Genomic DNA, 25,355 nt, shown 5'->3' with positions numbered 1-25,355 from the left:
CATAGCTTGATCTCGATATCTCCGGACATGGCAGGGAATCACCTCATCAGCTGTGGATCAACGGGCAATTGCCTTCGGTGATCGGGCGGAAAGCCTCGTCAGCGGGCAGGGTCGATATGAGCTTGTAGATGTCGCCGCGCTGTTTACTTTCCTCCGGCTTTTTCACCTCGAAAAGATAGGCGGGATGAATCTTGCGGCCGTCGGCCCGGATGCTCCCTTGGCCGAAGCAATCGTCGTCTGTCGGCATCTTCTTCATGAGTTCAATAACGTCACGACCCGACGCTTTGGCACGCCCAACTCCGAGTTCCCGGACTGCCTTGAGGTAATGCAGGGTCGCGGAATAATCACCGGCCTGGCTCATATTTGGGAACACGCCATTCTCAAGCTTCGGCTTGATGCGGTTCATGAATGTGCGGGTGCGGTCGTTGAGATCCCAATAAAAGGTCTCAGTCAGCGTAAGACTCTTGGCAACTTGCAAGCCCATGCCGAGAACATCGGTGATGTAACCGACCATGGCGGCGAGCCGTGCGCCTGATGCCGTCAGGCCGAATTCCTCAGCCTGCTTCAGACAATTGATAAGATCGGCGCCGGAATTGGCAAAAGCGACGACGTTGGCGCCGCTGCTTTGTGCGCGGAGCAGGAAGGACGAAAAATCGCTTGTTGCACCATAGGGGTAGCGAACGAAGCCCAGCACCTCGCCGCCGGCGAGTTCCACGAATTTCGTCGCGTCGGCTTGCGCCGCGTGCCCGAAAGCGTAGTCCGCTGTCACAAAGAACCACTTGTCCCCGCCGGCCCTGACCAGCGACGTCGCTGTCGAATGGGCGAGGCACCAGGAATCCCAGGACCAATGCAGCATGTTTGTGCTGCAGCTCTTGCCGGTGAGATCGGAGCTGCCGGCGGACGTGATCAGCGCGACCTTGTCCTTGTTCTCGACGAGTGTCTTGGCACCGAGAGCCACGGAGGAGTTGCCGACATTGGTGATGACGTCGACGTCGTTTTCATCGAACCAGCGCCGGATGATCCCGAGCCCGACATCCGCCTTGTTCTGATGATCGGCGACGAGAAGCTCGATTTTTATCTCAGGGTTTTGTGCGACGAATTCTTCGATCGCCTGCTTCACGCAGGCGACGCTGGTAGGGCCTTCCACATCTCGATAGACGCCAGCCATATCGGTGATATGGCCGATGCGAATTGTGCTCGCGGCCTGGGCGCGCGAAACGCCGGCAGACCAAACGACGCCAGCGAAAGCAAGGCCGCCTCCCATGAGCGTGCGGCGATCGAGTTTCATGCCTCACTCCTCCTGTATCCACCCGGCAAAACACGTTCGCGAGGCCGGGCTTCGTGGCCGGCGAGAGCCGCAACAAGAATTTGCGGCAATCTCTGTTCGCGTCGGCACCTTCAATGTGTGCTTGACTTATCCTTAGAGATGATTGAACAGTCAGTCAACTCAAATTGGGACCCAATTCTCGGCTGAATCCCAAGCACAAACCCGGAGGGCCGCCATGGCGATATTGGCGCGTGAAATCTTCTCGTTTGAGCACGACATGCTTCGCGAGTCGGCGCGGAAGTTCTTCGAACGGGAGGTCGTTCCTCATCACCGCGATTGGGAGAAGGCCGGAGTCGCGCCCCGATCTGTCTGGAAGAAGGCCGGGGAGGCAGGTCTGCTTTGTGTTGCTTTGCCGGCGGAATATGGCGGCGGCGGTGCCGACCGCCTGGCTGCAGCCGTACTGATCGAAGAGCAATCATATCTCGGCCTGTCCGGTCCAGGCTTCTCGACGCATTCCGACATCGTGGCGCCGTACATCCTGAATTACGGAACGGACGAGCAGAAGCATCGCTGGCTTCCGGCCATGGCCGCCGGCGACATGATCGGCGCCATTGTTTTGACCGAGCCGAGCGCCGGCTCCGACCTGCGTTCGATTCGTACGACGGCGATCCGCGACGGCGAGGACTTGGTGTTGAATGGTCAGAAGACCTTCATAACCAATGGTCAATGCGCCGATCTGCTGCTCGTCGCAGCCAAATCGAATGAGGCGGGCGCGAAGGATATTACGCTGGTCGTGGTCGAGGCCTCTCGATCCGGCGTCACCCGAGGTAAGAATTTCGAGAAGATTGGGATGAAGGCGCAGGATACTTGCGAGCTCTTCTTCGACAACGTGCGGATTCCGGCTGCCAACATTCTCGGCGAAGAAGGAGGGGGCTTCCGGTTGCTGGCGAAAGAACTCGCCTGGGAACGGCTTCAGATCGCGGTCGGTGCCGTAGCGACTTCGGTGGCCGCGCTTGCATGGACCCGCGACTACACACGCGAGCGCAAGGCCTTCGGAACCCCGGTCGCGGATTTCCAGAACACGCGTTTCCGCCTGGCCGAGGTCAAGACCGAGATCGAGATTGCCCAGGTTTTTATCGATCGCTGCCTGCGCGAGGCGAACGAAGGGCGGCTCGATGTCGTGGTCGCTGCAATGGCGAAGTACTGGTGCACCGAATTGATGGGGCGCGTGGTCGATCAATGTCTGCAGCTTCACGGCGGCTACGGTTACATGTGGGAGTATCCGATCGCGCGCGCATTCGCGGATGCCCGCGTCCACCGCATCTACGGCGGCTCCAACGAGATCATGCGCGAGATCATCGGACGGACGCTGTGATCCAGAAGAGCAATAACGACCGTCCAGCCGGACTATGAAAGCATTTTCACCGGTTGTGCTTTGAGTCATGTGAAGGGATGAAAGATAATGCGAATCCTTCTAACCGGTGCAAGCCGTGGCATCGGACGCGCCATCGCCGAAAGGTTGGCCAAGCCCGGCGCGCATCTTGCGCTTTGCGCGTCGGTTTCATCGCGCGAACACGATGAAGCCGTCTCGGTCTGCAGGAATCGAGGCGCCGAGGTCGAAGGTCTGGTCGGCGATTTGCGCGATCCGGCGACGCCGGCCGCTCTCGTTGAGAAGGCCGCAGCATCTCTCGGAGGGCTCGACGCGATAATTTCCAACGCGGGGATTGTGGCGCCGGGGATGCTTGCCGAACTCGAGGATGAGGCCTGGGATCGAATCTTCTCGGTCAATGTGCGCGCTCCCTGGATGTTGGCGCGCGCCGCGCAGCCCCATCTTGCAGCCAGCAAGGGGTCATTTGTCGCGGTGGCGTCGATGTCCGGCGTGGAGCCTTATCCCGGGACCGGCGCCTACAGCCCGAGCAAGGCAGCGTTGATTATGCTTGTCCGTACACTGGCCCTGGAATGGGCGGCGTCAGGCGTGCGCGTTAACGCCGTTTCGCCCGGTTTGTTTCTCAGCGCGATGACCGCTCCGATTTATGCCGATCCGGAGAAGAAGGCCGCACGGGAGGCGCTGATACCGATGCACCGGATCGGCGATCCGGTTCGCGATCTGGCTGGCGTGGTCGAGTTCCTGATCTCGTCCGACGCCGGCTACCTGACAGGTCAGAACATACTCGTAGACGGTGGCCTGCTCGGCAGCATTCACAGCCATATTGCGGGCCGTCCGAAATCGGGAGGTGCCGCCTGATGTGGATGCCGAGGCCAGATCCGGGCCGCACGGCCGAATACCATGCTGCCGGTTACTGGCGCGATGACACTATTCCTGGCCTGATCGGCGCGGCGGCGTGCCGTGCGCCGGACAAGATTGCGGTGCGCGACGCCTCCGGTGAACAATTGACCTATGCCGAACTCGGCGCGCAGTCGGATCGGCTTGCAGGCTTCCTCGCGTCGCGCGGCGTCGAACGAGGCGACATCGTCACGGTCTGCCTGCCGAATTGGTGCGCGACGGTCGTCGCCTTTGTCGCGACAATGAAACGTGGTGCGATCGTCAATCCGATTCCTGTCACCTATGGCAGGGCCGATATCGCTTATGTGCTGACAAAATGCGGCAGCCGCGCACTGTTCGTTTCCGGCCGCTTTCGCAGCGTCGATTTCACAGTCGCTCTATCCGAAATCAACGCTGCGGCTCTTGCCGGTCAGACCATCGTTCGGGTCGGCGACGGCGAGGTCGACATTGGAACGCCTTGGACGGAGGCGTGTTCGTATACGGCGAACGCCGGCGTGGTTAAACTCGCGGCCGACGATCCGGCGGCGGTTCTGTTCACATCCGGCACGGAATCGCGCTCGAAAGGCGCGGTCCACACGCATAATACGATCCTGTTTGGCGAGAGGGCGCTGTCGCGGGCATTGGCGATCGGCGCGAACGATATCGCCTTCATGCCGTCGCCGGTTTCGCACACCACCGGTTTCATGCATGGCGTCGTGATGACGCTGACACTCGGCGGGACGTTATCGTTGCTCGACGTGTTCGAAGGAGGCCGCGCGGCGCGGCAACTCGCCGATCACCGCTGCACCTGGACGATGGGCGCGACCCCGTTTCTCGCCGATATCGCCGCCGCGCTCGAACAGACCGGCTCAGGTCTTCCGGACCTGCGCTATTTCATGTGCGGCGGTGCGCCGGTCCCCGAAGCCTTGGTGCGGAAAGCAGGCGCGATCGGATTGCGCGTAATGTCGATCTATGGCTCGACCGAGAGTCCGCCGCATACAGTCGTGCATCCCGACGATCCGGCGGAGAACGCCTGGACGACCGACGGGCGACCGCTCGGCGGCATCGAGGTGCGCATCGTCTCGACAGAGGGTTTGGTGCTGCCGGTCGGTGAGATCGGCGAGGAATTTTCGCGCGGACCCAACACCTTTGTCGGTTATCTCGACGAACCGGAGTTGACCGCGAAAGACCTTGCCGCCGACGGCTGGTATCGCTCCGGCGATCTCGCCCGCTTGCTTCCGGACGGCTCGCTGCGCATCGTGGGGCGGCTCAAGGACATCATCGTTCGCGGCGGTCAGAACATCTCCGTCCGGGAGGTCGAAGACTATCTCGTGAGCCACCCTGCGATCCAATCGGCAGCCGTGGTCGCGGTTCCTCATCCGCGCCTCGGTGAGACCGGCTGCGCCGTTGTCGTCGTGCGGTCCGGTTGCAGCGTGACGCTTGCCGAAGTCGTTGAATTTCTCCTCGCCAAGGGCGTGGCACGATTCAAGATGCCCGAGCGCCTCGAGATCTGGCCGGCACTGCCCATGAACCCGAGCGGCAAGATTCAAAAGTTTCTCATCCGCAAGAAGCTCGCTGAATCGGCCGATGGCAGGCAGTCATGATTCGTGTGGAGCAATCCGGCGCGATCGCGACGATGTTGATGAGCCGTCCGCCCGTCAACGCGATCGATCCCGCGTTTGTCTTGGCGCTCAACGGCGCGCTGGGCGAAGTCGAGCAAATGAAGCCGACCGTCCTGGTCGTACGCAGTGATCAGAGATGCTTCTGTGCCGGCGCCGATCTCACACTGATCCGCGGTTATTTCGTCGCACCCGATGGCGTTGAAAGGATGATCGAATACGTGGAATCGCTACACGGGCTATTCAACCGTCTCGAATCGCTTGAAACGGTGACGCTTGCCGTCATCGACGGCCCGGCGCTGGGCGGCGGCCTGGAGTTGGCGCTCGCCTGCGACCTCCGCATTGCATCGACGCGGGCCAAGCTCGGTTTGCCCGAGGCTCGCGTCGGGATGATTCCCGGTGCCGGCGGCACGCAGCGTCTAACGCGGCTCTGCGGGCCCGGCGTTTCATCACGGCTGATCCTCGGCGGCGAAATAGTCGATGGGGCGGAGGCCGCGCGGCTCGGGATTGTTCAATGGTCCGCGGACGCCGCTGAACTCGACACGCGCGTCGGCGAAATCGCAACGCACGTCGCCGGTCTTTCGCGCGGGGCGCTCGTCGCATCGAAGGATTGTATCGCTGCCTGGTTCGATCCGGCCGTCGATGGATACGCCCGCGAAATCGAAAAGCCGCGCCACATCATGCGCACGGAAGAAGCACGTCAGCGCGTGGAGGCATTCTTCGCCTCGAAAGCGAGATGAACCCCCAAAAGTATTCGACAAGGAGACAACTATGAAGTTCAAGGACGAGATCGTGGTCATCACGGGTGCCGCCTCCGGGATCGGTTTAGCGACAGCCCGTGCATTCGCCGAAGTCGGCGCCAGGGTCGTGCTGACCGACGTCAACGTGGCCGCAGGCGAAAAGGCGGCGAGCGAGTTGAAGTCTGTCGGCGATACGCGTTTCATGGCCCTCGATGTGACCGACCGAGCCTCCGCCGAAGTACTCGCTGCCAGGATCGAGTCCGAACTCGGCCGCCTCGACGTTTTGGTCAATGCTGCCGGTTGGGACATTATCGAGCCCTTCATGAACAACCCGCCGGAATATTGGGCCAAGATCGTCGCACTGAATTTCATGGGTCCGGTGCAGGTAACGCGAGCGCTGCTGCCGCTGCTTTTCGCTTCCGGGTCGGGCCGCATCGTCAACGTGTCGTCTGATGCGGGCCGTGTCGGCTCTTATGGCGAAGCCGTCTATGCCGGCGCGAAAGGCGGCATTATCGCCTTCACCAAGTCGCTGGCGCGCGAGGTCGTTCGCAAGAACGTGCGCGCGAACTGTGTCTGCCCAGGACCGACCGACACGCCGCTGTTCGCCTCGCAATCAGAAAAGATGCGTGAGGCGCTGGTCAACGCCATTCCGATGAAGCGGGTCGCGCAGCCATCCGAGATCGCCGACGCAATTCTGTTTTTTGCTTCCGATCGGTCACGCTTCGTCACCGGGCAGGTGCTGAGCGTGAGCGGCGGCCTGACAATGGTCGACTGACAACGCACGGCTCCAATCACGCCGCGCCGGGCACAACCCGGTCGGCGACGGAACAGCGGCATGACCAAATTCGGATCTCCGGCGACACGCGCCATTTTCGCCTAATTCGAACCCAACTCAGAGGAACCACCAATGAACTATACCGACGTGCTGTACGAAGTCAGCGAAGGCATCGCCACCATCACCATCAACCGTCCAGATCGCTTGAACTGCTTTCGCGGAAGAACGATTGAAGAGCTAATTCACGCCTTCAAGCAGGCCTGGGCGGACAAGAGTGCGGGCTGCGTGATCCTGACGGCGGCGGGAACGAAGGCGTTCTGCGTCGGCGGCGACCAGAAGGAGATGCAGGAAAAGGGCAGCTATGGCACATCCGAGAACGGCCTTTGGGAGATCGACGATCTGCACATGGTCATTCGTAACATTCCCAAACCTGTGATCTGCGCCGTCAATGGCTACGCGATCGGCGGCGGCCATGTGATTCACGTTATCTGCGACGTGACGGTCGCCGCGGACCACGCGAAATTCGGACAGGCGGGACCGCGCGTCGGTTCGTTTGACGCGGGTTGGGGTTCGGCCTATCTCGCGCGCATTGTCGGAGAAAAGCGTGCCCGCGAAATCTGGTTCTTCTGCCAACAGTATGACGCGCAAACGGCACTGCAATGGGGCCTCGTCAACCGCGTCGTGCCGGCGGACAAACTAATGGAGGAGGCGCGTGCTCTTGCCGGGCAGGCAGTGGCGTTGAGCCCGACGGCGCTGAAATTCCTGAAGCACGCATTCAATGCGGACAGCGCACACATCTTCGGCCAGGTGAAAATGGCGGCCGATGGTCTTGCCTCCTTTGTAAATTCCGAAGAGGCGAACGAAGGCCGCACCGCCTTCCTTGAAAAGCGAAAGCCCGACTTCTCGCGGTTTCGCTGAGCCGTGATGAATGGAGAGTGTCCATGAGCCATCCTCCTTCGACCGCACGGACCGCTCTCATTACCGGTGCGGCCAACGGCATCGGGTTCGCGATTGCGCGCGTGTTGGCCGAACAGGGCGTCCGCGTAGCGCTGAATGATGTGGACCTCGAGGCTGCGCGACAGGCCGCAGCGTCGATCGGGCCGGGCCACATTGCGGTACTGGCCGACGTCTCGAAAGAAGAGGATGTGGGCGCAATGGTGGATGAGACGGTGAAGGCGTTCGGGCGAATCGACATTCTCGTTAACAACGCCGGGATCGGTGACGGCGGTGTTGCAACGCTTTCACAGAGCCTGGAAAGATTCGAGAAGACCCTCGCTATACATGTCAACGGCGCCTTTCTCGTGTCGAAGGCGGTAGCACCAGGCATGGCCGAGCTCGGCCGTGGTTCGATCGTCAATCTTGGGTCTGTCGCCGGGCAGATCGGTATACCCGCTCGGACCGCCTATTCCGTCGCCAAGGCCGGCATAGCCATGATGACCCGCGTCCTTGCCTGTGAGTGGGCGCGCTATGGTATTCGGGTCAACGCGGTGGCTCCGGGTTATGTCCATACCCGGCTCGTTGCGGGGCTGATCGCCACAGGCCGGCTCGAGGAAGGCCGGATCCGGGCGCGAACGCCACTCGGCCGGATGGCCGAGCCCGAAGAGATTGCACGTGTGGTCGCGTTTCTGGCGTCCGACGAGGCTTCCTATGTCACCGGAGCCGTGGTTCCGGTCGATGGCGGATATACGGCGTTTGGTGGGGCGTTCGACGCATCCGGAGAAAATTCCGACTACGATCGACTGTAGCTTTCGTCCTGCAACGCCGCACTAGGCCCGATCAAGATCGTCGATACGGATGTTGCCGAGCATAAATGTTTTGGAGAGGTGCAATCCGAATTATGCTTTTTCAGAATCGTGACATCGCCATAGTAGGCTGCGCCCGCACCAAACACATCCGAAACAGCGGGCGGACAGCATCGGATTTGGCGGCTGCAGCAGTCGAGCGACTGCTGATCCAGACGGGCGTTACGCGCGAACGCATCGACGGCTTTGCATCGACACTTGCGATGTCCGATTGCAGCAATCCGTTTTGGACAAATCTTCTTCTTGAGAATTCAGGGCTGTGTGTGGCCTGGTGTCAGGTGACAGACATGGGTGGTGCCTCCGCACTGGGTAATATTGCGCGAGCGTCGGCAGCGATCCGAGCGGGGCTTTGCAACATTGCGATATGCGTTGCCTCCGATGCTGTATCCACCGTCGACCGATCAAATCAGGTTGGTCACCGGACCGAGTTCGGTGATCCCTTGGGCTATTCGGGGCCGCTTACCGCATTTGGTCTGCTCAGCACGGCCTACGCGGGCATACACGGCGGGCTGCCTGAGCGGGCGCTCGGGCAACTTGCCGTGGCCCAACGAACCGGCGCTTTGCTCAACGACGATGCGTGTACGCAACTTCGAATACCGCTGACGGTGGAAGAATATTTGGCGTCGCCATTCGTATCGACGCCGTTGCGACTGCTCGATTGTGTGATGCGCTGCGACGGAGCCAGCGCTTTCCTTGTTATGGAAACCTCCACGGCGCGCGAAATAGGAATGCAAAATATCGTGCATCCGGTTGGTTATCGGGAGATTTCGAACTTCGATCCGCAGCAGTCGATCGACGACATCACTCGAACCGGATTTTCGATCGTTGGCCCGCAAGTCTTGGGCGACACAGGCTGGCGATCCTCGGACATCCAATCCTTCCATCCTTACGACGATTTTCTGATCGCGATCATCCTTCAACTTGAACAAATCGGGTTTTGTGCTGAGGGAAGAGGAGGGGCGTTTCTGCTCGATCGGGACGTTACGTTTGCTGGCGATTTCCCAATTAATCCCGGTGGCGGGCAGATTTCGAGCGGGCAACCCGGGCTCGCGGGCGGCGGTGTCAATCTTAGCGAGGCTCTGATCCAGATGTATAGAGAGGCCGGAGATCGTCAGATCAAACAGACTGAGAATGCGATGGTCACTGGCATTGGCGTTATCCAATACGGCCGAAACTGGGGTGTCAGCAACGTGATGCTTCTGGAGCGAGGACGTTGACAGAGAAATCGACGAACAGCGAGTTTTGGAATGGCTTGTCGAAGCAAATGTTTTTGTTGCAATACGATCAAACCTCGTCGCGTTATCAATTTTATCCGAGATCAATAAGTCTTTTCAATCTAGGCCAAACTCTGGATTGGCGGCCGGCAGCCGGAGCCGGTAGAATTATCGCCTTCACCGAAGACCGAACGCGGAGATCAAGTGGAAGAGTCCCAATTCTTTTGGTTCTGGTCCAGCTCGACGAAGGCCCGCGCGTCTTCGCTCCCGCAATTGGTTGCCAACTTGCCGATTTGAAGATCGGTGCAAGGGTCAAATTTCTATGGTCTGAAACTCAGGCCTATCCCTATCAATTCGAACTCGCAGGTGAAGACGATAAAACATCGCCGTTCCCTATTTAAGCGACTGATAGCGAGCATTTGCCAATCGCAAAAAGCAAAAGCATCTGGCTTATCAACGCCGACTTATTGGGTGAGTAAACGATTGGGTCAAGGGCCGCATCGCCATGTCGGGCGATACCGCTCGGCTCCTGAGACTTTGACGTTTCGATCCATATGGATGCGGCAGTGAGGACAGTACGAGCGAGAGAAGAAAATCGCCGTTCGCCGGAATTTAGCTAAATCCACTTCAATTCCGGTTGAAACCGCGCGTCCCGTTGCAGGACGTCGAATCATAACCATACCCATCGTGGCCTCCGTTTGAGGCCCTGTTAAACGCATCGTGCGAAGGAATTATAATGGCGGAACGGCTGTGTGTACCGAAAACCTTATCCGAGTTGATGACGTGATGGAATCGCCTAAGCTGGCGGAATGATCGGGCTGTTCTGTTTCGTTCTGGCTGTCCTGGCCTCGCCATTCAAGTCGAAGTTACGGCTTGAATCTGAGAACGCGGTGCTTCGACATCAGTTGATTATCTTGCGGCGCAGGCTGCATGGTCGCGTCCGGCTCACCAACCGTGATCGCTGGTTCTTTATCCAGCCGTATCGCTGCTTTCCGTCAATCCTGCAGGTTCTCACCATCATCCGGCCCGAGACCCTCGTGCGTTGGCACAGGGTCGGCTTTCGCTGCTACTGGCGTTGGAAGTCGCGCCCACGGGGAGGGCGACTGCAGATCGACACCGAGCTGCGCGCGTTGATCCGGCGGTTGAGCATGGAGAATCCGCTTTGGGGTGCGCCGCGCATTCACGGCGAACTGCTCAAGCTAGGGTTTGAGCTCGCGCAGTCGAGCGTCGCCAAGTACATGGTCAAACGGCGGGGGCCGCCCAGCCAGGGATGGCGGACCTTCCTGCGTAACCACGCGCCGGACATCGCCGCCATGGACCTGTTCGTTGTTCCAACTATCGGTTTCGACCGGCTCTATGCCTTCGTCATCGTCCGGCTCGACCGCAGAGACCTCGTCTGGATCAACGTCACAGCCAATCCTACGGCAGAATGGGCTGCACGTCAGATAACGGAGGCATTCCCCTGGGATGAGGCTCCGCACTACATGATCCGCGATCGCGACCGGATCTATGGCAGCGTCGTCAGGCGCCGATTGCGCGCCATGGGCATCCGGGACAAGCCTACCGCACCAGCCTCGCCTTGGCAGAATGGCTTTGCCGAACGGCTGATCGGATCGATCCGGCGTGAATGTGTGGACCACATCATTGTCCTGGGCGAGATGCATTTGCGTCGGGTCCTGAAATCCTACGCCGACTATTACAATAGGGTCAGAACGCATCGATCTTTGAACAAGGATGCGCCGGTTTCTCGCCCGGTTCAGCGACTCGGAAGCATCAAATCACACGCCATCCTGGGCGGACTTCACCACCACTACGCCCGTGTTTGAGTTTTCGGTACACACAGGGGGCAGATTATCGACTATTCATATCCGCCCTGGCACAAACCGGAACGCTCCCGGAATCGTTATGTCCGTTGATTGAATACTCTTCGTCGATCTCGATAACCGGGTTGATATCCGAGCCACTGGGTGCATGCTCGCTTGAATGCTATCCCAGAATTGAATGGCGACGTCGCGTTTCGGTGGAGCGCCAGCACGCGTCTATGGTTCTGAACGATCCTTCTTTGTCTCGGCTACGGCCCGAGTTAACTGAGCCAAGAGATCGTCCGCAGCGGGAAGGCTAAGTTGCACATAAACCTGTTCTAGGTCCGCATGCCCCGGCAGCGCCACGTACATTGTCAAATCTACGTTTTCACCGTGGACTATCGCTGAGACGTGATCCACATGCGGGAGCAAATATGGCGAGTCGCCTTCAATCGTGATTACAGTCGGCACCCGCACCTCCCTGCTACCCATAATTGACGAATATGGTACCAAGCGCGATACTTGTCATCAAGCATGTAAATCCGTATGGGGCTCTAATGTTCTGTCACAACGAGTTTACGTTCTATTGCCGTCGGTCGATGCAGCAACGCGGCATCACGGCATGCATTTTGTTTTGGAAATGACGTTTGAGCCAAATGCCTTTCGAGGCGCGTTCGGCCTGTCAGAAAACTCGGATTACCCGCAATACGAAAACACTCGCGACATGTCCGGGATGGCGACGAAATGAATGCAGAAGAAGACCACCCTCACATCAGCGGACGCGCATGAAGGCAAATCCAGGCCTATTAGATGCATGTGGCGAGCAACAGCGATGGACCGAAGGTAACGACGGTCGCGATGAGCGAGGTGATAAGTGTCCCGAGGACAGCCCAATGTAGAAACGCTCCGGTCGGACCGAAACCGGAATCAGGGTCGGCGTGCGCAATTTTCCGCCACATCAAGCCCAGTACAATCAAATGCGCGAGAAGAGCCGCGGCAAGCCATAGCCGCAACGAGCCCGTCGACCAGGCAAACGCGCAGCCGATACCGTGTATCGCGTAGAGAACAACCAGCGCGCTACACCAAACGGTGAAACCCGCCGCGAGCCACCATAAGCGCCTTGGTGGTACCGGACGTTCGCTCACGGTCGAACCCCCAGCACCGTCACGAGCGCGGGCAGTGCGAGAACGAGGCCCATTGCAATGACCCCCGTGACCAACGTGTAGTCAAGCCATAATCGCGTAAGCCGCAGATCCAGCACCCGCCGAGGTGAAATGAAGCCGGCGCCGAGACGCAGGGCGTTGCTGATGAGGAAAAGAAGTCCGATACCGGCATGCAGAACGACATAGCAGATCAGGGCAGCCGCGGTTGCGCCGAGCGCATGCTCGCGCGGATGCGGCGTAACACCGGCGATTTGTCCGACGGCTACGGTGAGCGCTGCGAGAAGGGCCAACGCGGCAAGACCAATCCAGCCGCTCGCCTTGCGACCAGCGGCGGCCGCTCGCAGCGACCCACGCGCCGCTGCAGCGGCCACCGCGAGCGCCGCGACGGCGCCGATTGCGAGCGTGCGGCTCGGTTCGGGTGTGACCGCCGCGGTCCAATTCGGCGCAGAGATCCAAAGATAGAAAGTCCCGAACAGCAGCGATGTGAACAGCGTACCGTCGGCGACCAGAGTGCATATCAATGCCAGCCAAGCCGGCGCGTCGGCCACCTCGGTGTGGGGCGGCACGCTGACACCGCGGCCGACGGGCAATGGGCCGTAGTCTCGCGCGAGACCGGCGTCCTGCCCGGCGAAGACGAACAGGCCGGTGGTCAGCAGCGCAAAGGCGAGCGACAGCAGATAGAATTTGAACAGCATGGAAAGAACCGCAGCTGCAGTGACGAGCGCGGTATAAAGCGGGAGGTAGGTTGGGCTAGGCAACACGATCAGTTGGTCCGGCAAGCCGGACGTCTTGTGCACGCCCAGCGTCTCCTGCCAACCGTTGCGCGTGGAGCCGAGATAACCCTCGCCGCGCGCCAGCGATAGCGCGAGATCGCCGGTAGCGATCGATTCGGTCCGGGTTGTTCCGAGATCCGGTATCGAGGCGAATGCATATGGTGCGGGCGGGATCGGCATCGCCCATTCCAGTGTCGTCGAGCCCCAGGGATTGCGCCGCACGCGACGCCCGTAACGGAGTTGGACAAATAGGTCGATCACCACCAGCGCGAAGCCGATCGTCATGACGAACCCGCCGATCGAAGATAGCAGATTGAGCCAATTCCAGCCTTCATCACCAGAATAGGTATAGATCCGACGGGGCATACCGCGCAGACCGGTTAGGTGCATCATGAAGAAGGTCATGTTGAATCCGATGAAGACCAACCAGAACGCGGGTACCGACAGCCGGTGCACCGCGGTGCGTCCTGTCAACAACGGTAGCCAATAATAGAACGCCGCAAGCATCGGGAAGGCGAGGGCGCCGGCCACCACATAGTGCATGTGGGCGACGACGAAATAGGTGTCATGGGCCTGCCAGTCGAATGGTACCATGGCGAGCATGACGCCGGTCAGGCCGCCCATCACGAAGATGAAGAAGAAGCCGAAGACATAGAGCATCGGCACATCCCATCGCGGCCTGCCGTGCGCTAGTGTGGCAAGCCATGCGAAGATCTGTACCGCCGTCGGCACCGCGATGATCGCCGAGCCTGCGGAGAAAAAGGCGAGCGCGAGGTGCGGAATGCCCACGGTAAACATGTGATGCACCCAAATGCCGAAGCTCAGGAAGGCCAGCGCGATGATAGCAACGACGATCGCCCGGTAGCCGACCAGTGGCCGGTTGGCAAAGACAGGGATAATTGTCGATAGCACGCCGGCCATGGGCAGAAAGATGATGTAAACGTCGGGGTGACCGAACAGCCAGAAAAGATGTTGCCATAGCAACGCATCCCCGCCACGCTTCGGGTCGAAGAACGGCAGACCGAAGGCGCGTTCTACTTCGAGCAGGATCGAGCCGAGGATCAATGGGGGAAAAGCCACGATCATCATCATCGCGGTTACCAAAATGTACCAGGCGAAAATCGGCATCCGATCGAGCGACATGCCCGGCGCACGCATCTTCAGGATCGAGACCACGATTTCCATCGCGAGCGACAGCGCGGAGATCTCGACAAAGGTTACGCCGAGCAGCCATACGTCTGAATTTATGCCGGGCGTAAAGACGTTCGAACTCAGCGGCGTGTACATGAACCAGCCACTGTTGGGCGCCACTCCGGCGATCAACGCTACCGTCAGGATCGTGCCCCCGAACAGGTAACACCAGTAGCCATAGGCGGTCAGTCGCGGGAAGGCGAAGTCTCGGGTGCCGAGAATCTTCGGCGTCAGATAAACCGCAAAGCTCTCTACCATCGGAATAGCGAACAGGAACAACATCATCGACCCGTGCATGGTGAAGACCTGGTTGTAGGTCTCCGGGACCATGAACGTGGAGTTGGGGGTCGCGAGTTGAACGCGGGTCAGCATGCCGAGCACGCCGGCGATTGCGAAGAACGCGAACGACGTGATCATCATGCGCATGCCGATGACCGAATGGTTGACGGCAGCAAGGCGCTGAAGTCCCGGTCCGGTTGCCCAGATCGCGGAGAGCTGGCGATGCAGCCGCAATGCCGGTGTGCCCTGCGACAGCTGGTCGACGGGTTCACTCATTTTTTCTCCGGCCCTTCTGATGCGGCAGCCCGCGCAAGAGCTACGGAGAAATCCTCCGGGCGGTGGACGATGACATCGAACCGCATCCCAGCGTGACCGAGGCCGCAAAATTCGTTGCACTGGCCGGCGTAGCGGCCCGGTTGATCGGCCTGAATGCGCAGGCGGTTCACATGCCCGGGCACCGCATCGATCTTGCCGGCAAAACGGGGTATCCAGAAGGCGTGGATAACGTCCTGGCTGGAGACCAGGATATCGATCGGTGTGCCTGCCGGTATATGCAGGACGTTCCTGGTTTCGACTGCGCCATGATCGGGATAGCGGAAGGTCCAGGTCCACTGCTGTCCTACGGCTTCGATCCGTGGCGGCGCTTGTCCAGGAAGTGGTAGTAGGCTCTCCCCGGCGATCAACGCGTAAGCGATAAGCGGTAGCAGTACGACGGCCGGCAGAACGAGGCCTCCGAGCACCAACCAACCTCCGGGCGATACACCCGCGCCCCAGCCCGGACGCTGGATCACCAGCAAGAACAGCGTCATCACCAGAACGAAGAGAATGCTCGAGCCGGTCAGCATCACCCACCAGAGCGTGGCGATTGAAGCGCCAGCCGGGCCCGAGGGTTCTAGCGTCGACAGCGGCCCTGTGCAGGCGGGGAGCGTTGCGAGCATTCCAAGTTGGACAGACAGACGCAATAGACTACGATACGTGCTTGAACGATGTTGTTTCCGCCGCGAAGGAAGCGAACGATGGCTGAGCGAGACGATCTTACGACCCAGCCTCACAGTGCGGTTGTGCTGGATTTGCTTCGCCTGGATGTCGGTTCGGCGGTGGCCGTGGTAGGGCACCCGATCCACGTCATGATGGTGCATTTCCCGATCGCATTCGTGATCGCGACGCTCGGTGTCGACGTATTCTATTGGTGGTCGGGAGATGCGTTCTGGGTGCGCGTCGGACTTTGGTCGACCGGCATGGCCTTCTGGAGCGGCGTGGCCGCAAGTATCGTTGGCACCGGAGAATTGCTGTTGGTGCGCGGTATCCGGCTTCTTGAAGCAAGCTGGTCCCATGCCGTGGCGGCGATGACGCTCGTTGCGGTCGCGGGGGCCAATTGGGGGCTGCGTCTCATCGATACCGAGTCGATCTTGCCGCACGGCCTTGCCCTCTCGGCCCTTGCGTCGGTGCTGGTAGGCTTCGCCGGATGGCACGGGGGCAAGCTCGTGTTTGATCATGGCGTGGGCATTCTGATTTCGCCGAAGGATTGATGCACCCAACGCCCGAGTCCCCCGGGCTCGAACAGATGCGCGGCGATCTGGTTGGAATCAATGTGCGGCTTGGCCAATACGATCCAGAGAATTGCGGCGATCAACACAATGTAAGCGCTCATCAGCGACACGTAGGAAAGCTTGGTGAACTTTCCTTTGGGCAAGAACAACTGCATGAGGATCAGACCGGCGACGACATGCAGCATCGCCATGATTCCCACCAGCACCATCTTCAGCGAGAACCATTCCGCGAAGGTGGCCTGCAGGAAGATCAACGCCGTTCCGCTGCCGATAGCGACAAATGCGGCGGGCGAGGCAAGTTCGACGTAGACCAGCCGCGTGACGCGGTGCAACCGGTCGAGATCCAATCCTGCCTCAAGGGTCCGCCGTTGCCAAAACAGAAAAGGCAGCGCAATCAGACCGCCTGACCAGAGCGCTATCGCACCTAGGTGCACGAATTTTAGGAAGGTTGTCACAGGGCCGCTTCGCTCGATCTAAGGCTGGACCACGCTATCCAGATTCCTACACCCAGGTAAGGCAGCATCGCGGGCACCCACATCAGCAAGCCAGCGAGTTGCTGGTCTATAAGCGGAGCGAGTCCCCAGCTCGCTGCGCTCGCCAGATGTACGAGGTAGAGCGGCCTAGGCGCGAAAACGAGCAACGCACCGAGAAGGCCCATCTGCCCAATCGTAGCAACCAACGCAATTATCGCAGGGCCGGACTGCGACGGCGCCAGGATCGATCGCCATAACAGCCAGGCGCTTCCGAGGAGCGAAATCTGCATGAGCCAATAAGCCGGCACGCTGGCGAGGCCCCAAGTATAGAGTCCTGGCGTGTGCCAGAGCCAAAGGACGACCGCGTGTGCCACGACGAGTACGACGATTGGCAGTGACCCTGCTCGCCGTTGCGGAAAAGCCAGTGCCAGAAGCGGCGCTACAGCGGCGATCAACAAGACATGGTGCAGTACCCGGACAGAAAACAACGCCGACGACATCGCGCAAAACGGCGACACGAAGATGATCAGAATCAGCCCGATCGCCCCGAAACCCGCTCGGGCATCGGCGGATCGACCGCGACCAACCACGATCGCCAGGGCAACGAGTATGGCAATTAGCAACGGATCCAAATTCCAACGCGTCCAGAGGTCGTCTGGAAGAGCGGCGGGGCCACAATAGGCGATCATGGAATCCGGCATGACACCCCGGGGAATGAGCATTCGCTACAGCGAATGACGCACATTCAAGACGAAAGCTTAACAGATCGGAACGAGAGAGAAAAGCAAAGTAGCAGTCAGTGAATCAGATATCCGCGATGCGAGAAAACGGACAGATGGTTCAGGTGGTTCAAGGCGCTCAAACTAGTATTTTAACGGCGAATACTCGATCCGAAAATCAGTAGTTATCCTTGAAAAATCGGCTGTTGTCCTGGGGGTATTCGTCGGCCGTGGTGGTAGACTCGGAGCGCGATTGCGGTCGCGTTGAAGGGGATGGATTCATGCACCTTCTCTATAGTCTGCGCGGGGCCGTCTGGCTCCTTGTCTACCTGCTGTTCATTCTCGCTCCCTTGTTCGCGCTTCTAGCGGGCTCGCATCCGCCGTCGCGCGATTTTTGGACAGAGCTCTCCGTCGCTTTCGGCTATTCCGGCCTTGCGATGATGGGTCTGCAGTTCGGTCTCACCGCGCGGTTCCGCTATGTCACCGCGCCGTGGGGCGAAGACGTCATTTACCATTTTCACCGTCAGATATCCCTCATAGCAGTCGGCCTTGTCGTCGCGCATCCGATCATTCTGGTCGCGGTTCAGCCGCAATTGCTGGCGCCGTCGAATATGCTTGAAGCGCCGTTGACGGCTCACTTCGCTCTTGTATCGATTGCCGCGGTGATCGTGCTGGTGGTGACGGCCCTTTGGCGCGTGACGTTGAAGATCAAGTACGAGACCTGGCATCTTATCCATGTCGTGCTCGCGGTCGTCGCCATCACAGCCGGCGTCGTGCACATGGTGGGGTCGAGCTTCTATCTGGTTGATCCCTGGAAACGGTCATTGTGGATCGGCTTGACGGCTTTTTGGATCGGGTTGCTTTTCTACGTGCGTATCGTCAAGCCGCTATTTATGCTGCGCCAGCCGTACCGTGTTGCGGAAGTACGCAAGGAACGCGGTGACACTTTTACATTGGTGATGCAGCCGGACAAGCACCGTGGCTTTAGGTTCAGTCCGGGCCAATTCGGGTGGCTGACGCTGTGGGAGAGCCCGTTCGCGATTACTGCGCATCCGTTTTCGTTCTCTTCTAGCGCGGCGGCGACGGATAGGCGCGTCGAAATGACGATCAGAAACCTGGGAGATTTTACGAGTAACGTACACAAGGTCCCGGCCGGTCAGCGCGTGTATCTCGACGGACCCTACGGCGCATTCACAATCGGCAACCCGACGGACATGCACGTGCTGATTGCTGGCGGCATCGGCGTAACACCAATGATGAGTATGATACGCACGCTTGCCGACCAAGAGGACAAGCGTCCCATCGTTCTACTTTACGGTGTTCAGGACTGGGAATCGATTACTTTTCGGGAAGAGCTCGAAGAGCTGAAAGCGCGGCTTAACTTGACAGTCGTCTATGTGCTCTCAAAGCCGCCAACCGGTTGGACCGGCGAGACTGGCTTTATCAATGCGGAAATACTCAAGCGTTATCTGATGCCGCCGTATGCCGATCATGAATATTTTATCTGTGGGCCAAACGTCATGATGGATGCGATCGAAAAGGCGCTCGGCGAGATGAACGTGCCGATGTCGAAGTATCATTCTGAACGCTACAGCTTTGTGTAGGGAGGTTCCCGATGCGCCGATTGTTTGCAGACCGGTTGGTCTTGGCCACGGGGGTGATCGTGATCTTGATGTCGGTTCTGTTCGCACTCTGGCGCGTGTCTGGGTAAGGTGAAAGCGCAACGCTGAATGGCCGAACGCTAATCACGATCTGTCGTTCTACCTGGCCACGCCTGCAGACGCGATTTGCAGCGCGTTGCCGTGGCCGGTGGATTTTCTTCCCTCCTGAAAGTAGGATCATGGGCGCTCACGCGATCGAACTTCTGGGCACCTCGGCCGCTCTCGGCTTACTCATCATCCTCGCCTTCTCTCGTTGGTGTGCGAGCCTTTGGCTCCGGCGCCGCGCCCACGCCTCCCATCTCGCTGTAATAAGCGCTATAGACCTCGCGAACGGCCACGGCCGTGGACTCGGCCTCGCTCATCGTCTCGAGTCGGGTTCGATAGTTAGTCAGAACGCTCTGTGCGTTTGACGGAAGGTCATCGAAACCACCAAGCTTGGCCATCATGAGCCAAGTGGCAAAATCCGCCTCGGCTTTCGTGCGAGCTTTCTTGGCGATACTGGTGTTGGAGTCGCCGCCCAAACTCGCCGGCCTGTAGGGCTGGGTCTTCCTGATCAGTGGTACTTTCGCCTCAGCGATTAACGCGATTGGCATCGAAGCGTTTAAACGCACCTCGATCTTCAGCTCAAATGATCCGGCCTTTCAGGCCGCAAAATCAGCCGAGGGTATGAAAGAGGCAGCTTAAAGCGCCCTTCTCGTCAAAGCTGAAAACCCGCCCTTTCAGGCGGGCTTTTTGTTGCCTGTTCGGTGTGCGGAGTCGACGCAGCGTGTCAATGTGGTGCGCCTGTAGTCCTGAAGGCGGATCGGGCAACGGCTCACTTTAAGGCGCACCCAAACGACAAAAGATCAAACTACGAGATCGCGGACGAGGTCGGGGTCAGTGAACCGACAGTGCGCAGGGCCAGGAATTCAACTGTCCCACGTGGGACAGTTTATGAAGACGATCGCCCCACCATAGATCATCCGCCGAAAGGTGATCTGTGGGACGACCCACGATAGGCGTCTTAGAAAACCCAGCGAGGGAGAGCATCAGGTCAATCTGGTGTGCCGCTCGGGTAAATTACCGATGGGGAAATGAGAACATTCATGCGATAGGATCATCGAATTCGCGCGCCCATCCCCGGTGGTGCTCAATGGCCAAGAATCATGTCGCCTAGGGCAAAGGATAACGCCACAAAATAGGGAGAGAGACATGTTGCGAACAGCACTTGCGATGTCGGTTGCAGGCTTGGTTCTCGCGGCCGTGCATGGATCTGCCCAAGCTGCACCGGTCCCCCCGCTGGCGGCGGGTATCACTGCCAATGTTAGCGATGTGACGGATGTTTCGTGGCGTCGGTGTTGGCGAGACCGCTGGGGGCGCCGACATTGCCGCAGGTGTTGGAGAGATCGCTGGGGACGCGTGCGCTGTAGGTGATTTTCAACGCTGTCGCGGCGGCGAGATCCGCAAACCACGGGTATCAGTTGGCCGCAAAGCTATTCGAAGAGGAGGCTAATAAATGCGACGTTTTGTTCAAGTCTTCATGATCCTGGCTTCGTTCGTAGCCCTGGTATCCACCGTTCAGCCGGCGGCTGCGGGAAAGTACTGTCTGCAGGGAAGCCAATGGGGTTTTCCCGGCAACTGCCAGTTCCACTCGCGGCGGCAGTGTATGGCGACTGCGTCAGGGACTAATTCCACCTGCGGCATCAACCCGAGATATGCCCACGCTCGGAAGTGACGCAGGAAAAATCCCCCATCATTTGGGCTTCGCGGGCCTCACGGAAACGCCGAGCCTCGTTGCCACTCTGCGGATGTACCCCGGAGAGCGCTTGCTGGGGAATCTTCCGAGTTCGTTTCCCTCCAGCCGCTCGCCAGAATCGATGATGCCGCGGAACGCGGCTGGGCGGCCGACTGGATCGGCTCGATTTTGACCCGCGAGAGAATCGAGGTGACACCGGAGGCCAAGGAGCACGTCTGGTCCGCTCTCGGCTCGCTCGCGTCCGCTCCGGTTCAGGAACGCACTCTCCACCGGCCTTTCCGTTCTGCTTCAGTCCAATGTGCTAAAGCGGGGCTGCAGCCCTATTGCCGCGGCGGTCCCTATGATCGGCTGCTCGACGCCGAAAGCGAACGCTTGGGCGAGTCGCCGGCTCAGGTTTTTGAGACCGATGGCTTGAATGGGACCACCGTCGCGCCGGCTGCGCTGGCCTATCTGTTTCATCGGATCGAGGCGCGCTTTGACGGGCGGCCGACCCTGCTCGTTATCGACGAGGGGTGGCTTGCGCTCGAAGACGCCGATTTTGCCGGACGGTTGCGCGAGTGGCTGAAAACACCGCGCAAGAAGAACGCGTCCATTATTTTCGCCACGCAATCGCTCGCGGATATCGACGGCTCCGCGATTGCGCCGGCCATCATCGAGAGCTGTCCGCCCTGGATCCTGTTGCCCAACGACCGCGCCATCGAACCACAGATCATGAAGATCTACCGACGCTTTGGGCTCAATGACCGACAGATCGAGATTCTCGCCCGCGCACCCCGAAGCGGGACTACGACTGCCAGTCGCGTCGCGGCAATCGCCTGTCCGGCTGCAATCCAAACGATGTCACCCAATCGCTCATCGCGCTCGCCGCCGCCGATCGTGTCAGTGCGGGCGAGAAGCTCCTTGTCGTCTTTGATGCCGGCGGAACTCAGTTCAGGCCCGGCCGCATAGGTACCAATGCGTTGCCATGCCTCCATTTGCCGCTGGCCGCCCTTCTTTGGGATCTGAAGATCAAAATTGACTAAGGCCAACGAATGGATCATCCACGCGCATGGATCGATGTGTCGACGTTGACGTGGCGCTGGTGAAGAGCCTCCCAGGTCGCCTCAAGGCCTTCACCCAACGACGAGACAATTCCGATGCCTGTGACCCATGTCTCGCGTGTTTCCATCACAGTTCACCAATTGCGCGATCCGCAAGCGAGGTCGCGGCTACGCAATCTTCCTCGCCGGATTGACCATCGCTCATGATTGCTACACATGACATCGTTGAGCGCCGACCGCGCGTTCAGCTGCTTTTCCGGCAAGCAGGCAATGACTGCATTCCGGTCTTCGATACCCTGCTCATCGACGATCCACACCCGCAGGCTATCGCCGGCAAGTCGCGCCGCGATGCGATCGGGTGTGGGATCGATATCGTTCGTTACTGGGATATTCATCACGATGCGGCCCGCGGGTACTAGGCGGGCGCGGATGGCGTCGCAGGTCTCGATATCGAACTCATCGTTGAACTGGAAACCCGGACCGCCGACGTCGATTGCGATGCCGTCGTAAAGAGTATCATCCTGATAAACGAACGTTCGGAAATCCGAGACGATGCATGGCAGCTCGTCCGGCAGCCCAAAAAACTTGCGGGCGATTACGAAGCTGATCGGATTGCTGTCGACGATCGTGAGTCGTTTTCCGAGACGGGCCAGCCTGGTGGCGAGGTTTCCACCGCCGCATCCCAAAACAAGCGTGTTTGTCGACCGGTACAAAAGCTCATCCATGAGCTTGAGGTAGGTGAATACGCTCTCACCATCCGACGTCGCCTGGCTCTGCCTAATGCCCTCTTCGAAATAGATGCGGGTCCCATCCCAGGAACATTCGACGATCTCGATCTCGCCATTCCTACCTTGGTAACGCTCCAAAAGCTTCAAGGTCAAATACTCCAACAACCGGATCGGACGTTTCGAAAATATGCTTCACGCATGGCTCGCCATGGAGTGAATTGTCATGACCGTAGCCGCGCCAATGGTCGATCACTAGAGTCTATCACCGCAGTCGATCTCCGCGGACGCCTCGAACATTATCTTTCACGAGTGCGCAAATAGTTATTGCAATTCCGCCGCCGACAAGCGCGCCGATGATCTCGCCCAGGATGGCGCCCAAGGAGCCGTTGCTGACCGAACTCGCAATCTCCGGAAAGGTGGTGTGCAGCAGATAGCCAATTGTGACTCCGCCCACGAGGCCGACAATGGCATTCACGGCTTTACCAAAACTGGAGTCCTGCAGCATTCCTCCGACGGCTACTCCGCCGAGGGCGCCGGCGAGCGCTTCCCCAGTTGAGAGAACAATTAACGCGTCCATGGTGCATCTCCTCACGGGCCGCGGTGGAAACACGACGGTAAGGCGCAGACCTTGCGCGTCGCAGGCTAAGTGCAAGACATCTTCCTTCGCATAGTGCTTTCTTCGGCGTGTGGTTCGTTGCGAGATTAATCCAAAAAATCAAAACAGAAAACGATAAATGCTGGTTGGATTATCGTTTGACAGGTTCTAAAGTGGTAGAAGGATGTTTTATGTATATATTATCATATTTGGTGTCGATCTATGTCAGAGATGTGGCGCGAGGGCGCCGTGATATTTTGGGCATGTAAAATGATGCTTGAAACTACATTCTGCTTCAGATAAGCATGCTTGGGGACCTCGCTGGCATGGAGGCGATGACGTTTAATGATTACCTCTAATCAACTCCGGGCTGCTCGCGCGCTTTTGAATATCGATCAGCGTGAGACTGCTGATTTGGCAGATCTTTCGGTGCCGACCATACAGCGTATGGAAGCCAGCGACGGAGTTATCCGGGCCAATGTTGATTCCCTCATGAAGCTGGTTTCCGCCCTCGAGGATGCGGGAATCGAGCTGATCAACCCGGGCGCTCAGAGTTCATCTGGAGGCCGGGGCGTGCGGCTCAGGGAGCATGTCACCAAACCGAAAATGAAGATGAAGACTGTCCGACAACCAAAGATGTCTTCCTCCCGAGCCTTGGAGCGGGCTCGGTGAATGCAGGATCGGGCGGCGTCAGTTGAGCGGAGCGGACAGTTCGACGCTTTTTTGCCGGACTGTCGCGGGCAACTTGGGTAAAAGTTCAACCGAGGCAACAGCCAGGTTGACGCGACGCTCGTCAAAGTATCCAGCCCACGCGCCCAATGACATGCGCGAGCATTTGCTCACGGCAAGCCTTGAGGTGAGACGATATTTTCCGCGCTGGGTCGAAATCGCTTCAAAGGCCACGTCATGACTGCTGACGACAAGCACGCCGCTGAAACTTCGCCGTCACCCTACGTGTCGGGTCTCTTGTGTCGTTGCCCGCGCTGCGGCAAGGGAAAGTTGTTCACCGGGTTCTTGACGCTGAGACCAAGTTGCGAGGTGTGTGGCCAGGATTTCACTTTTGCGGATGCTGGCGACGGGCCCGCCATATTTGTCATTATGATTGCCGGAGCGATCGTAGTCGGCGCGGCGTTGGTGACCGAAGCCAAATACCAGCCGCCGTTCTGGGTCCATGCGGCGCTGTGGGTGCCATTGATATTGGCAGTGACACTTTGGCCGCTCAGAGGACTCAAGAGCCTTCTCATCGCTCTGCAATACCATCACAAGGCATCCGAAGGCCGGCTTCGGCCGCGAGCCGACGAGTAGGTATCTCTGCGCTCTCGCGGAACCGAGATCGTTAATCCAAGGCGCCGTTCGACCGCTACAATCGGTCATACGCCAGCCGGCGGCTGCGTTGCCGCAAGCCAAACATGTTCGGCTGCGTCCGCGTTCATATAAAGGATGCCGAGACCGGCCACGACGTCCGGCCACATCGTCCCGGACCCCCACGTCAATAACGCAGCGCCGATGATCGCCGCATTGGTGACCGCGTGATTGCGGATAGCGAAATGTGGCTCCGTCGGCGTCCGGCTGTTCAAGACTGCAAGGTAAACAATGTTGACTGGGAGCAGCACGACTCCAATGGCGGCCAGCGGGGCCGCGGACGGAATCTCGGCGTTGTCGAAATTCGCCGCGATCATCCAAAAGATGAAACATGTCGGAACGAGAATCATTGTCACTGCGAAACGTCCAAATGCTTCGCGCCTCGGGAGACCCCAATTTAAGCGGGGCGCAGTCAAAACGCTCACAGCGGCACCCTCGAGGAAGACGATGCTGTCTGCGAACAGGGATACGGATCGAATTTCGACGGCCAATGCAAATTCAAGACAAAAGAAAAGTAGATTGGCGCCTGCGATGAGCGAATTCGACCCGGGGGAAGCTTGACAGTCCGGGCTCTTGCTCTCGGCCATGTCCGATGCACCTCGTG

The 25,355-nt window shown here is 59.1% G+C and carries 23 protein-coding genes and 3 pseudogenes; 16 read left to right on the top strand and 10 right to left on the bottom strand.

The annotated features are described in order from the left end of the window. Positions 1 to 46: 46 nt before the first annotated feature. Positions 47 to 1,288: an ABC transporter substrate-binding protein gene (locus BLV09_RS10360; protein WP_146687215.1), complete on the bottom strand. Its 1,242-nt coding sequence runs from the start codon at positions 1,286 to 1,288 to the stop codon at positions 47 to 49. Between the two features lie 214 nt (positions 1,289 to 1,502). Between BLV09_RS10360 and BLV09_RS10355 the strand changes: the two genes are divergently transcribed. The 10 genes from BLV09_RS10355 to BLV09_RS37995 all read left to right on the top strand — a co-directional run bounded on the left by BLV09_RS10355 (position 1,503) and on the right by BLV09_RS37995 (position 11,506). Continuing rightward, a complete protein-coding gene (locus BLV09_RS10355) occupies positions 1,503 to 2,642 on the top strand; it encodes an acyl-CoA dehydrogenase family protein (RefSeq protein WP_244549030.1) in 1,140 nt (379 codons plus the stop codon). 87 nt (positions 2,643 to 2,729) lie between these two features. After that, positions 2,730 to 3,512 carry an SDR family NAD(P)-dependent oxidoreductase gene (locus BLV09_RS10350; RefSeq protein ID WP_146687214.1) on the top strand — a complete coding sequence of 261 codons (783 nt, stop codon included), beginning with the start codon at positions 2,730 to 2,732 and terminating at the stop codon, positions 3,510 to 3,512. Beyond that, positions 3,512 to 5,134, top strand: a complete 1,623-nt coding sequence (locus tag BLV09_RS10345; protein WP_146687213.1) for an AMP-binding protein — start codon at positions 3,512 to 3,514, stop codon at positions 5,132 to 5,134. The genes BLV09_RS10350 and BLV09_RS10345 overlap by 1 nt, the downstream gene beginning before the upstream one ends. Further along, on the top strand, positions 5,131 to 5,889 hold the full coding sequence (locus BLV09_RS10340; RefSeq protein WP_146687212.1) for an enoyl-CoA hydratase/isomerase family protein: 759 nt from the start codon (positions 5,131 to 5,133) through the stop codon (positions 5,887 to 5,889). Before BLV09_RS10345 ends, BLV09_RS10340 begins: the two co-directional genes overlap by 4 nt. 31 nt (positions 5,890 to 5,920) lie before the next feature. Further along, entirely contained in the window at positions 5,921 to 6,664 is a 744-nt protein-coding gene (locus tag BLV09_RS10335; protein ID WP_146687211.1) for an SDR family NAD(P)-dependent oxidoreductase, read from the top strand. Between the two features lie 132 nt (positions 6,665 to 6,796). Further along, positions 6,797 to 7,582, top strand: a complete 786-nt coding sequence (locus BLV09_RS10330) for an enoyl-CoA hydratase-related protein (protein WP_146687210.1) — start codon at positions 6,797 to 6,799, stop codon at positions 7,580 to 7,582. Between the two features lie 23 nt (positions 7,583 to 7,605). Then, complete coding sequence (locus BLV09_RS10325; RefSeq protein ID WP_146687209.1) at positions 7,606 to 8,409, top strand: SDR family NAD(P)-dependent oxidoreductase; 804 nt, start codon at positions 7,606 to 7,608, stop codon at positions 8,407 to 8,409. Between the two features lie 92 nt (positions 8,410 to 8,501). Beyond that, positions 8,502 to 9,683 carry a thiolase family protein gene (locus BLV09_RS10320; RefSeq protein WP_146687208.1) on the top strand — a complete coding sequence of 394 codons (1,182 nt, stop codon included), beginning with the start codon at positions 8,502 to 8,504 and terminating at the stop codon, positions 9,681 to 9,683. Then, the gene (locus BLV09_RS10315; protein WP_146687207.1) at positions 9,680 to 10,081 is read left to right on the top strand and encodes a Zn-ribbon domain-containing OB-fold protein; all 402 of its coding nucleotides are present in this window, start codon (positions 9,680 to 9,682) and stop codon (positions 10,079 to 10,081) included. Before BLV09_RS10320 ends, BLV09_RS10315 begins: the two co-directional genes overlap by 4 nt. Before the next feature lie 408 nt (positions 10,082 to 10,489). Continuing rightward, positions 10,490 to 11,506, top strand: a complete 1,017-nt coding sequence (locus BLV09_RS37995) for an integrase core domain-containing protein (protein ID WP_244549029.1) — start codon at positions 10,490 to 10,492, stop codon at positions 11,504 to 11,506. 1,117 nt (positions 11,507 to 12,623) lie between these two features. Here BLV09_RS37995 and ctaD read toward each other — a convergent pair. Beyond that, positions 12,624 to 15,164: a cytochrome c oxidase subunit I gene (ctaD, locus tag BLV09_RS10300; RefSeq protein WP_146687205.1), complete on the bottom strand. Its 2,541-nt coding sequence runs from the start codon at positions 15,162 to 15,164 to the stop codon at positions 12,624 to 12,626. After that, positions 15,161 to 15,826, bottom strand: a complete 666-nt coding sequence (coxB, locus tag BLV09_RS10295) for a cytochrome c oxidase subunit II (RefSeq protein WP_197685034.1) — start codon at positions 15,824 to 15,826, stop codon at positions 15,161 to 15,163. The genes ctaD and coxB overlap by 4 nt, the downstream gene beginning before the upstream one ends. Positions 15,827 to 15,904: 78 nt before the next feature. Between coxB and BLV09_RS10290 the strand changes: the two genes are divergently transcribed. Further along, on the top strand, positions 15,905 to 16,417 hold the full coding sequence (locus tag BLV09_RS10290; RefSeq protein ID WP_100381117.1) for a DUF2231 domain-containing protein: 513 nt from the start codon (positions 15,905 to 15,907) through the stop codon (positions 16,415 to 16,417). On the opposite strand, the gene BLV09_RS10285 is transcribed toward BLV09_RS10290, so the two are convergent. After that, entirely contained in the window at positions 16,381 to 16,893 is a 513-nt protein-coding gene (locus tag BLV09_RS10285) for a CopD family protein (protein WP_146687203.1), read from the bottom strand. The two genes, BLV09_RS10290 and BLV09_RS10285, sit on opposite strands and share 37 nt — an antisense overlap. Then, positions 16,890 to 17,534: a cytochrome c oxidase assembly protein gene (locus BLV09_RS10280; RefSeq protein ID WP_244549028.1), complete on the bottom strand. Its 645-nt coding sequence runs from the start codon at positions 17,532 to 17,534 to the stop codon at positions 16,890 to 16,892. The genes BLV09_RS10285 and BLV09_RS10280 overlap by 4 nt, the downstream gene beginning before the upstream one ends. A 287-nt stretch (positions 17,535 to 17,821) precedes the next feature. Here BLV09_RS10280 and BLV09_RS10275 point away from each other — a divergent pair, with 287 nt between their 5' ends. After that, positions 17,822 to 19,234: a ferredoxin reductase family protein gene (locus tag BLV09_RS10275; RefSeq protein WP_197685033.1), complete on the top strand. Its 1,413-nt coding sequence runs from the start codon at positions 17,822 to 17,824 to the stop codon at positions 19,232 to 19,234. 302 nt (positions 19,235 to 19,536) lie between these two features. Here the strand turns inward: BLV09_RS10275 and BLV09_RS10270 are convergent. Beyond that, positions 19,537 to 19,812: pseudogene (locus BLV09_RS10270) on the bottom strand (hypothetical protein); the annotation flags it as partial. A gap of 974 nt (positions 19,813 to 20,786) precedes the next feature. Here BLV09_RS10270 and BLV09_RS10265 point away from each other — a divergent pair. Both BLV09_RS10265 and BLV09_RS10260 read left to right on the top strand, forming a co-directional pair. Next, entirely contained in the window at positions 20,787 to 21,005 is a 219-nt protein-coding gene (locus BLV09_RS10265; RefSeq protein ID WP_100381121.1) for a DUF3551 domain-containing protein, read from the top strand. Positions 21,006 to 21,113: 108 nt separating this feature from the next. After that, positions 21,114 to 21,848: pseudogene (locus tag BLV09_RS10260) on the top strand (conjugal transfer protein TrbE); the annotation flags it as partial. A 32-nt stretch (positions 21,849 to 21,880) separates the two neighbouring features. Here BLV09_RS10260 and BLV09_RS37990 read toward each other — a convergent pair. From BLV09_RS37990 to BLV09_RS10250, 3 genes and pseudogenes are all read right to left on the bottom strand, one after another. Further along, positions 21,881 to 22,194: pseudogene (locus BLV09_RS37990) on the bottom strand (beta-ketoacyl-ACP synthase); the annotation flags it as partial. Between the two features lie 6 nt (positions 22,195 to 22,200). After that, positions 22,201 to 22,941, bottom strand: a complete 741-nt coding sequence (locus tag BLV09_RS10255; RefSeq protein ID WP_244549027.1) for a class I SAM-dependent methyltransferase — start codon at positions 22,939 to 22,941, stop codon at positions 22,201 to 22,203. A gap of 115 nt (positions 22,942 to 23,056) precedes the next feature. Further along, positions 23,057 to 23,371 carry a hypothetical protein gene (locus tag BLV09_RS10250; protein ID WP_146687201.1) on the bottom strand — a complete coding sequence of 105 codons (315 nt, stop codon included), beginning with the start codon at positions 23,369 to 23,371 and terminating at the stop codon, positions 23,057 to 23,059. A gap of 363 nt (positions 23,372 to 23,734) precedes the next feature. Here BLV09_RS10250 and BLV09_RS10245 point away from each other — a divergent pair, with 363 nt between their 5' ends. Together BLV09_RS10245 and BLV09_RS10240 are read left to right on the top strand one after the other, a co-directional pair. Continuing rightward, a complete protein-coding gene (locus BLV09_RS10245; protein WP_146687200.1) occupies positions 23,735 to 24,061 on the top strand; it encodes a helix-turn-helix domain-containing protein in 327 nt (108 codons plus the stop codon). A gap of 234 nt (positions 24,062 to 24,295) precedes the next feature. Then, the gene (locus BLV09_RS10240; protein WP_100381125.1) at positions 24,296 to 24,694 is read left to right on the top strand and encodes a DUF983 domain-containing protein; all 399 of its coding nucleotides are present in this window, start codon (positions 24,296 to 24,298) and stop codon (positions 24,692 to 24,694) included. A 65-nt stretch (positions 24,695 to 24,759) separates the two neighbouring features. Here the strand turns inward: BLV09_RS10240 and BLV09_RS10235 are convergent, their stop codons facing one another. Further along, positions 24,760 to 25,338: a cobalt transporter gene (locus BLV09_RS10235; protein WP_100381126.1), complete on the bottom strand. Its 579-nt coding sequence runs from the start codon at positions 25,336 to 25,338 to the stop codon at positions 24,760 to 24,762. Between the last annotated feature and the right edge of the window lie 17 nt (positions 25,339 to 25,355).

This window comes from Bradyrhizobium canariense, assembly GCF_900105125.1.
Lineage (GTDB): Bacteria > Pseudomonadota > Alphaproteobacteria > Rhizobiales > Xanthobacteraceae > Bradyrhizobium > Bradyrhizobium canariense_A.
This window is presented reverse-complemented; position numbering and strand designations above follow the sequence as displayed.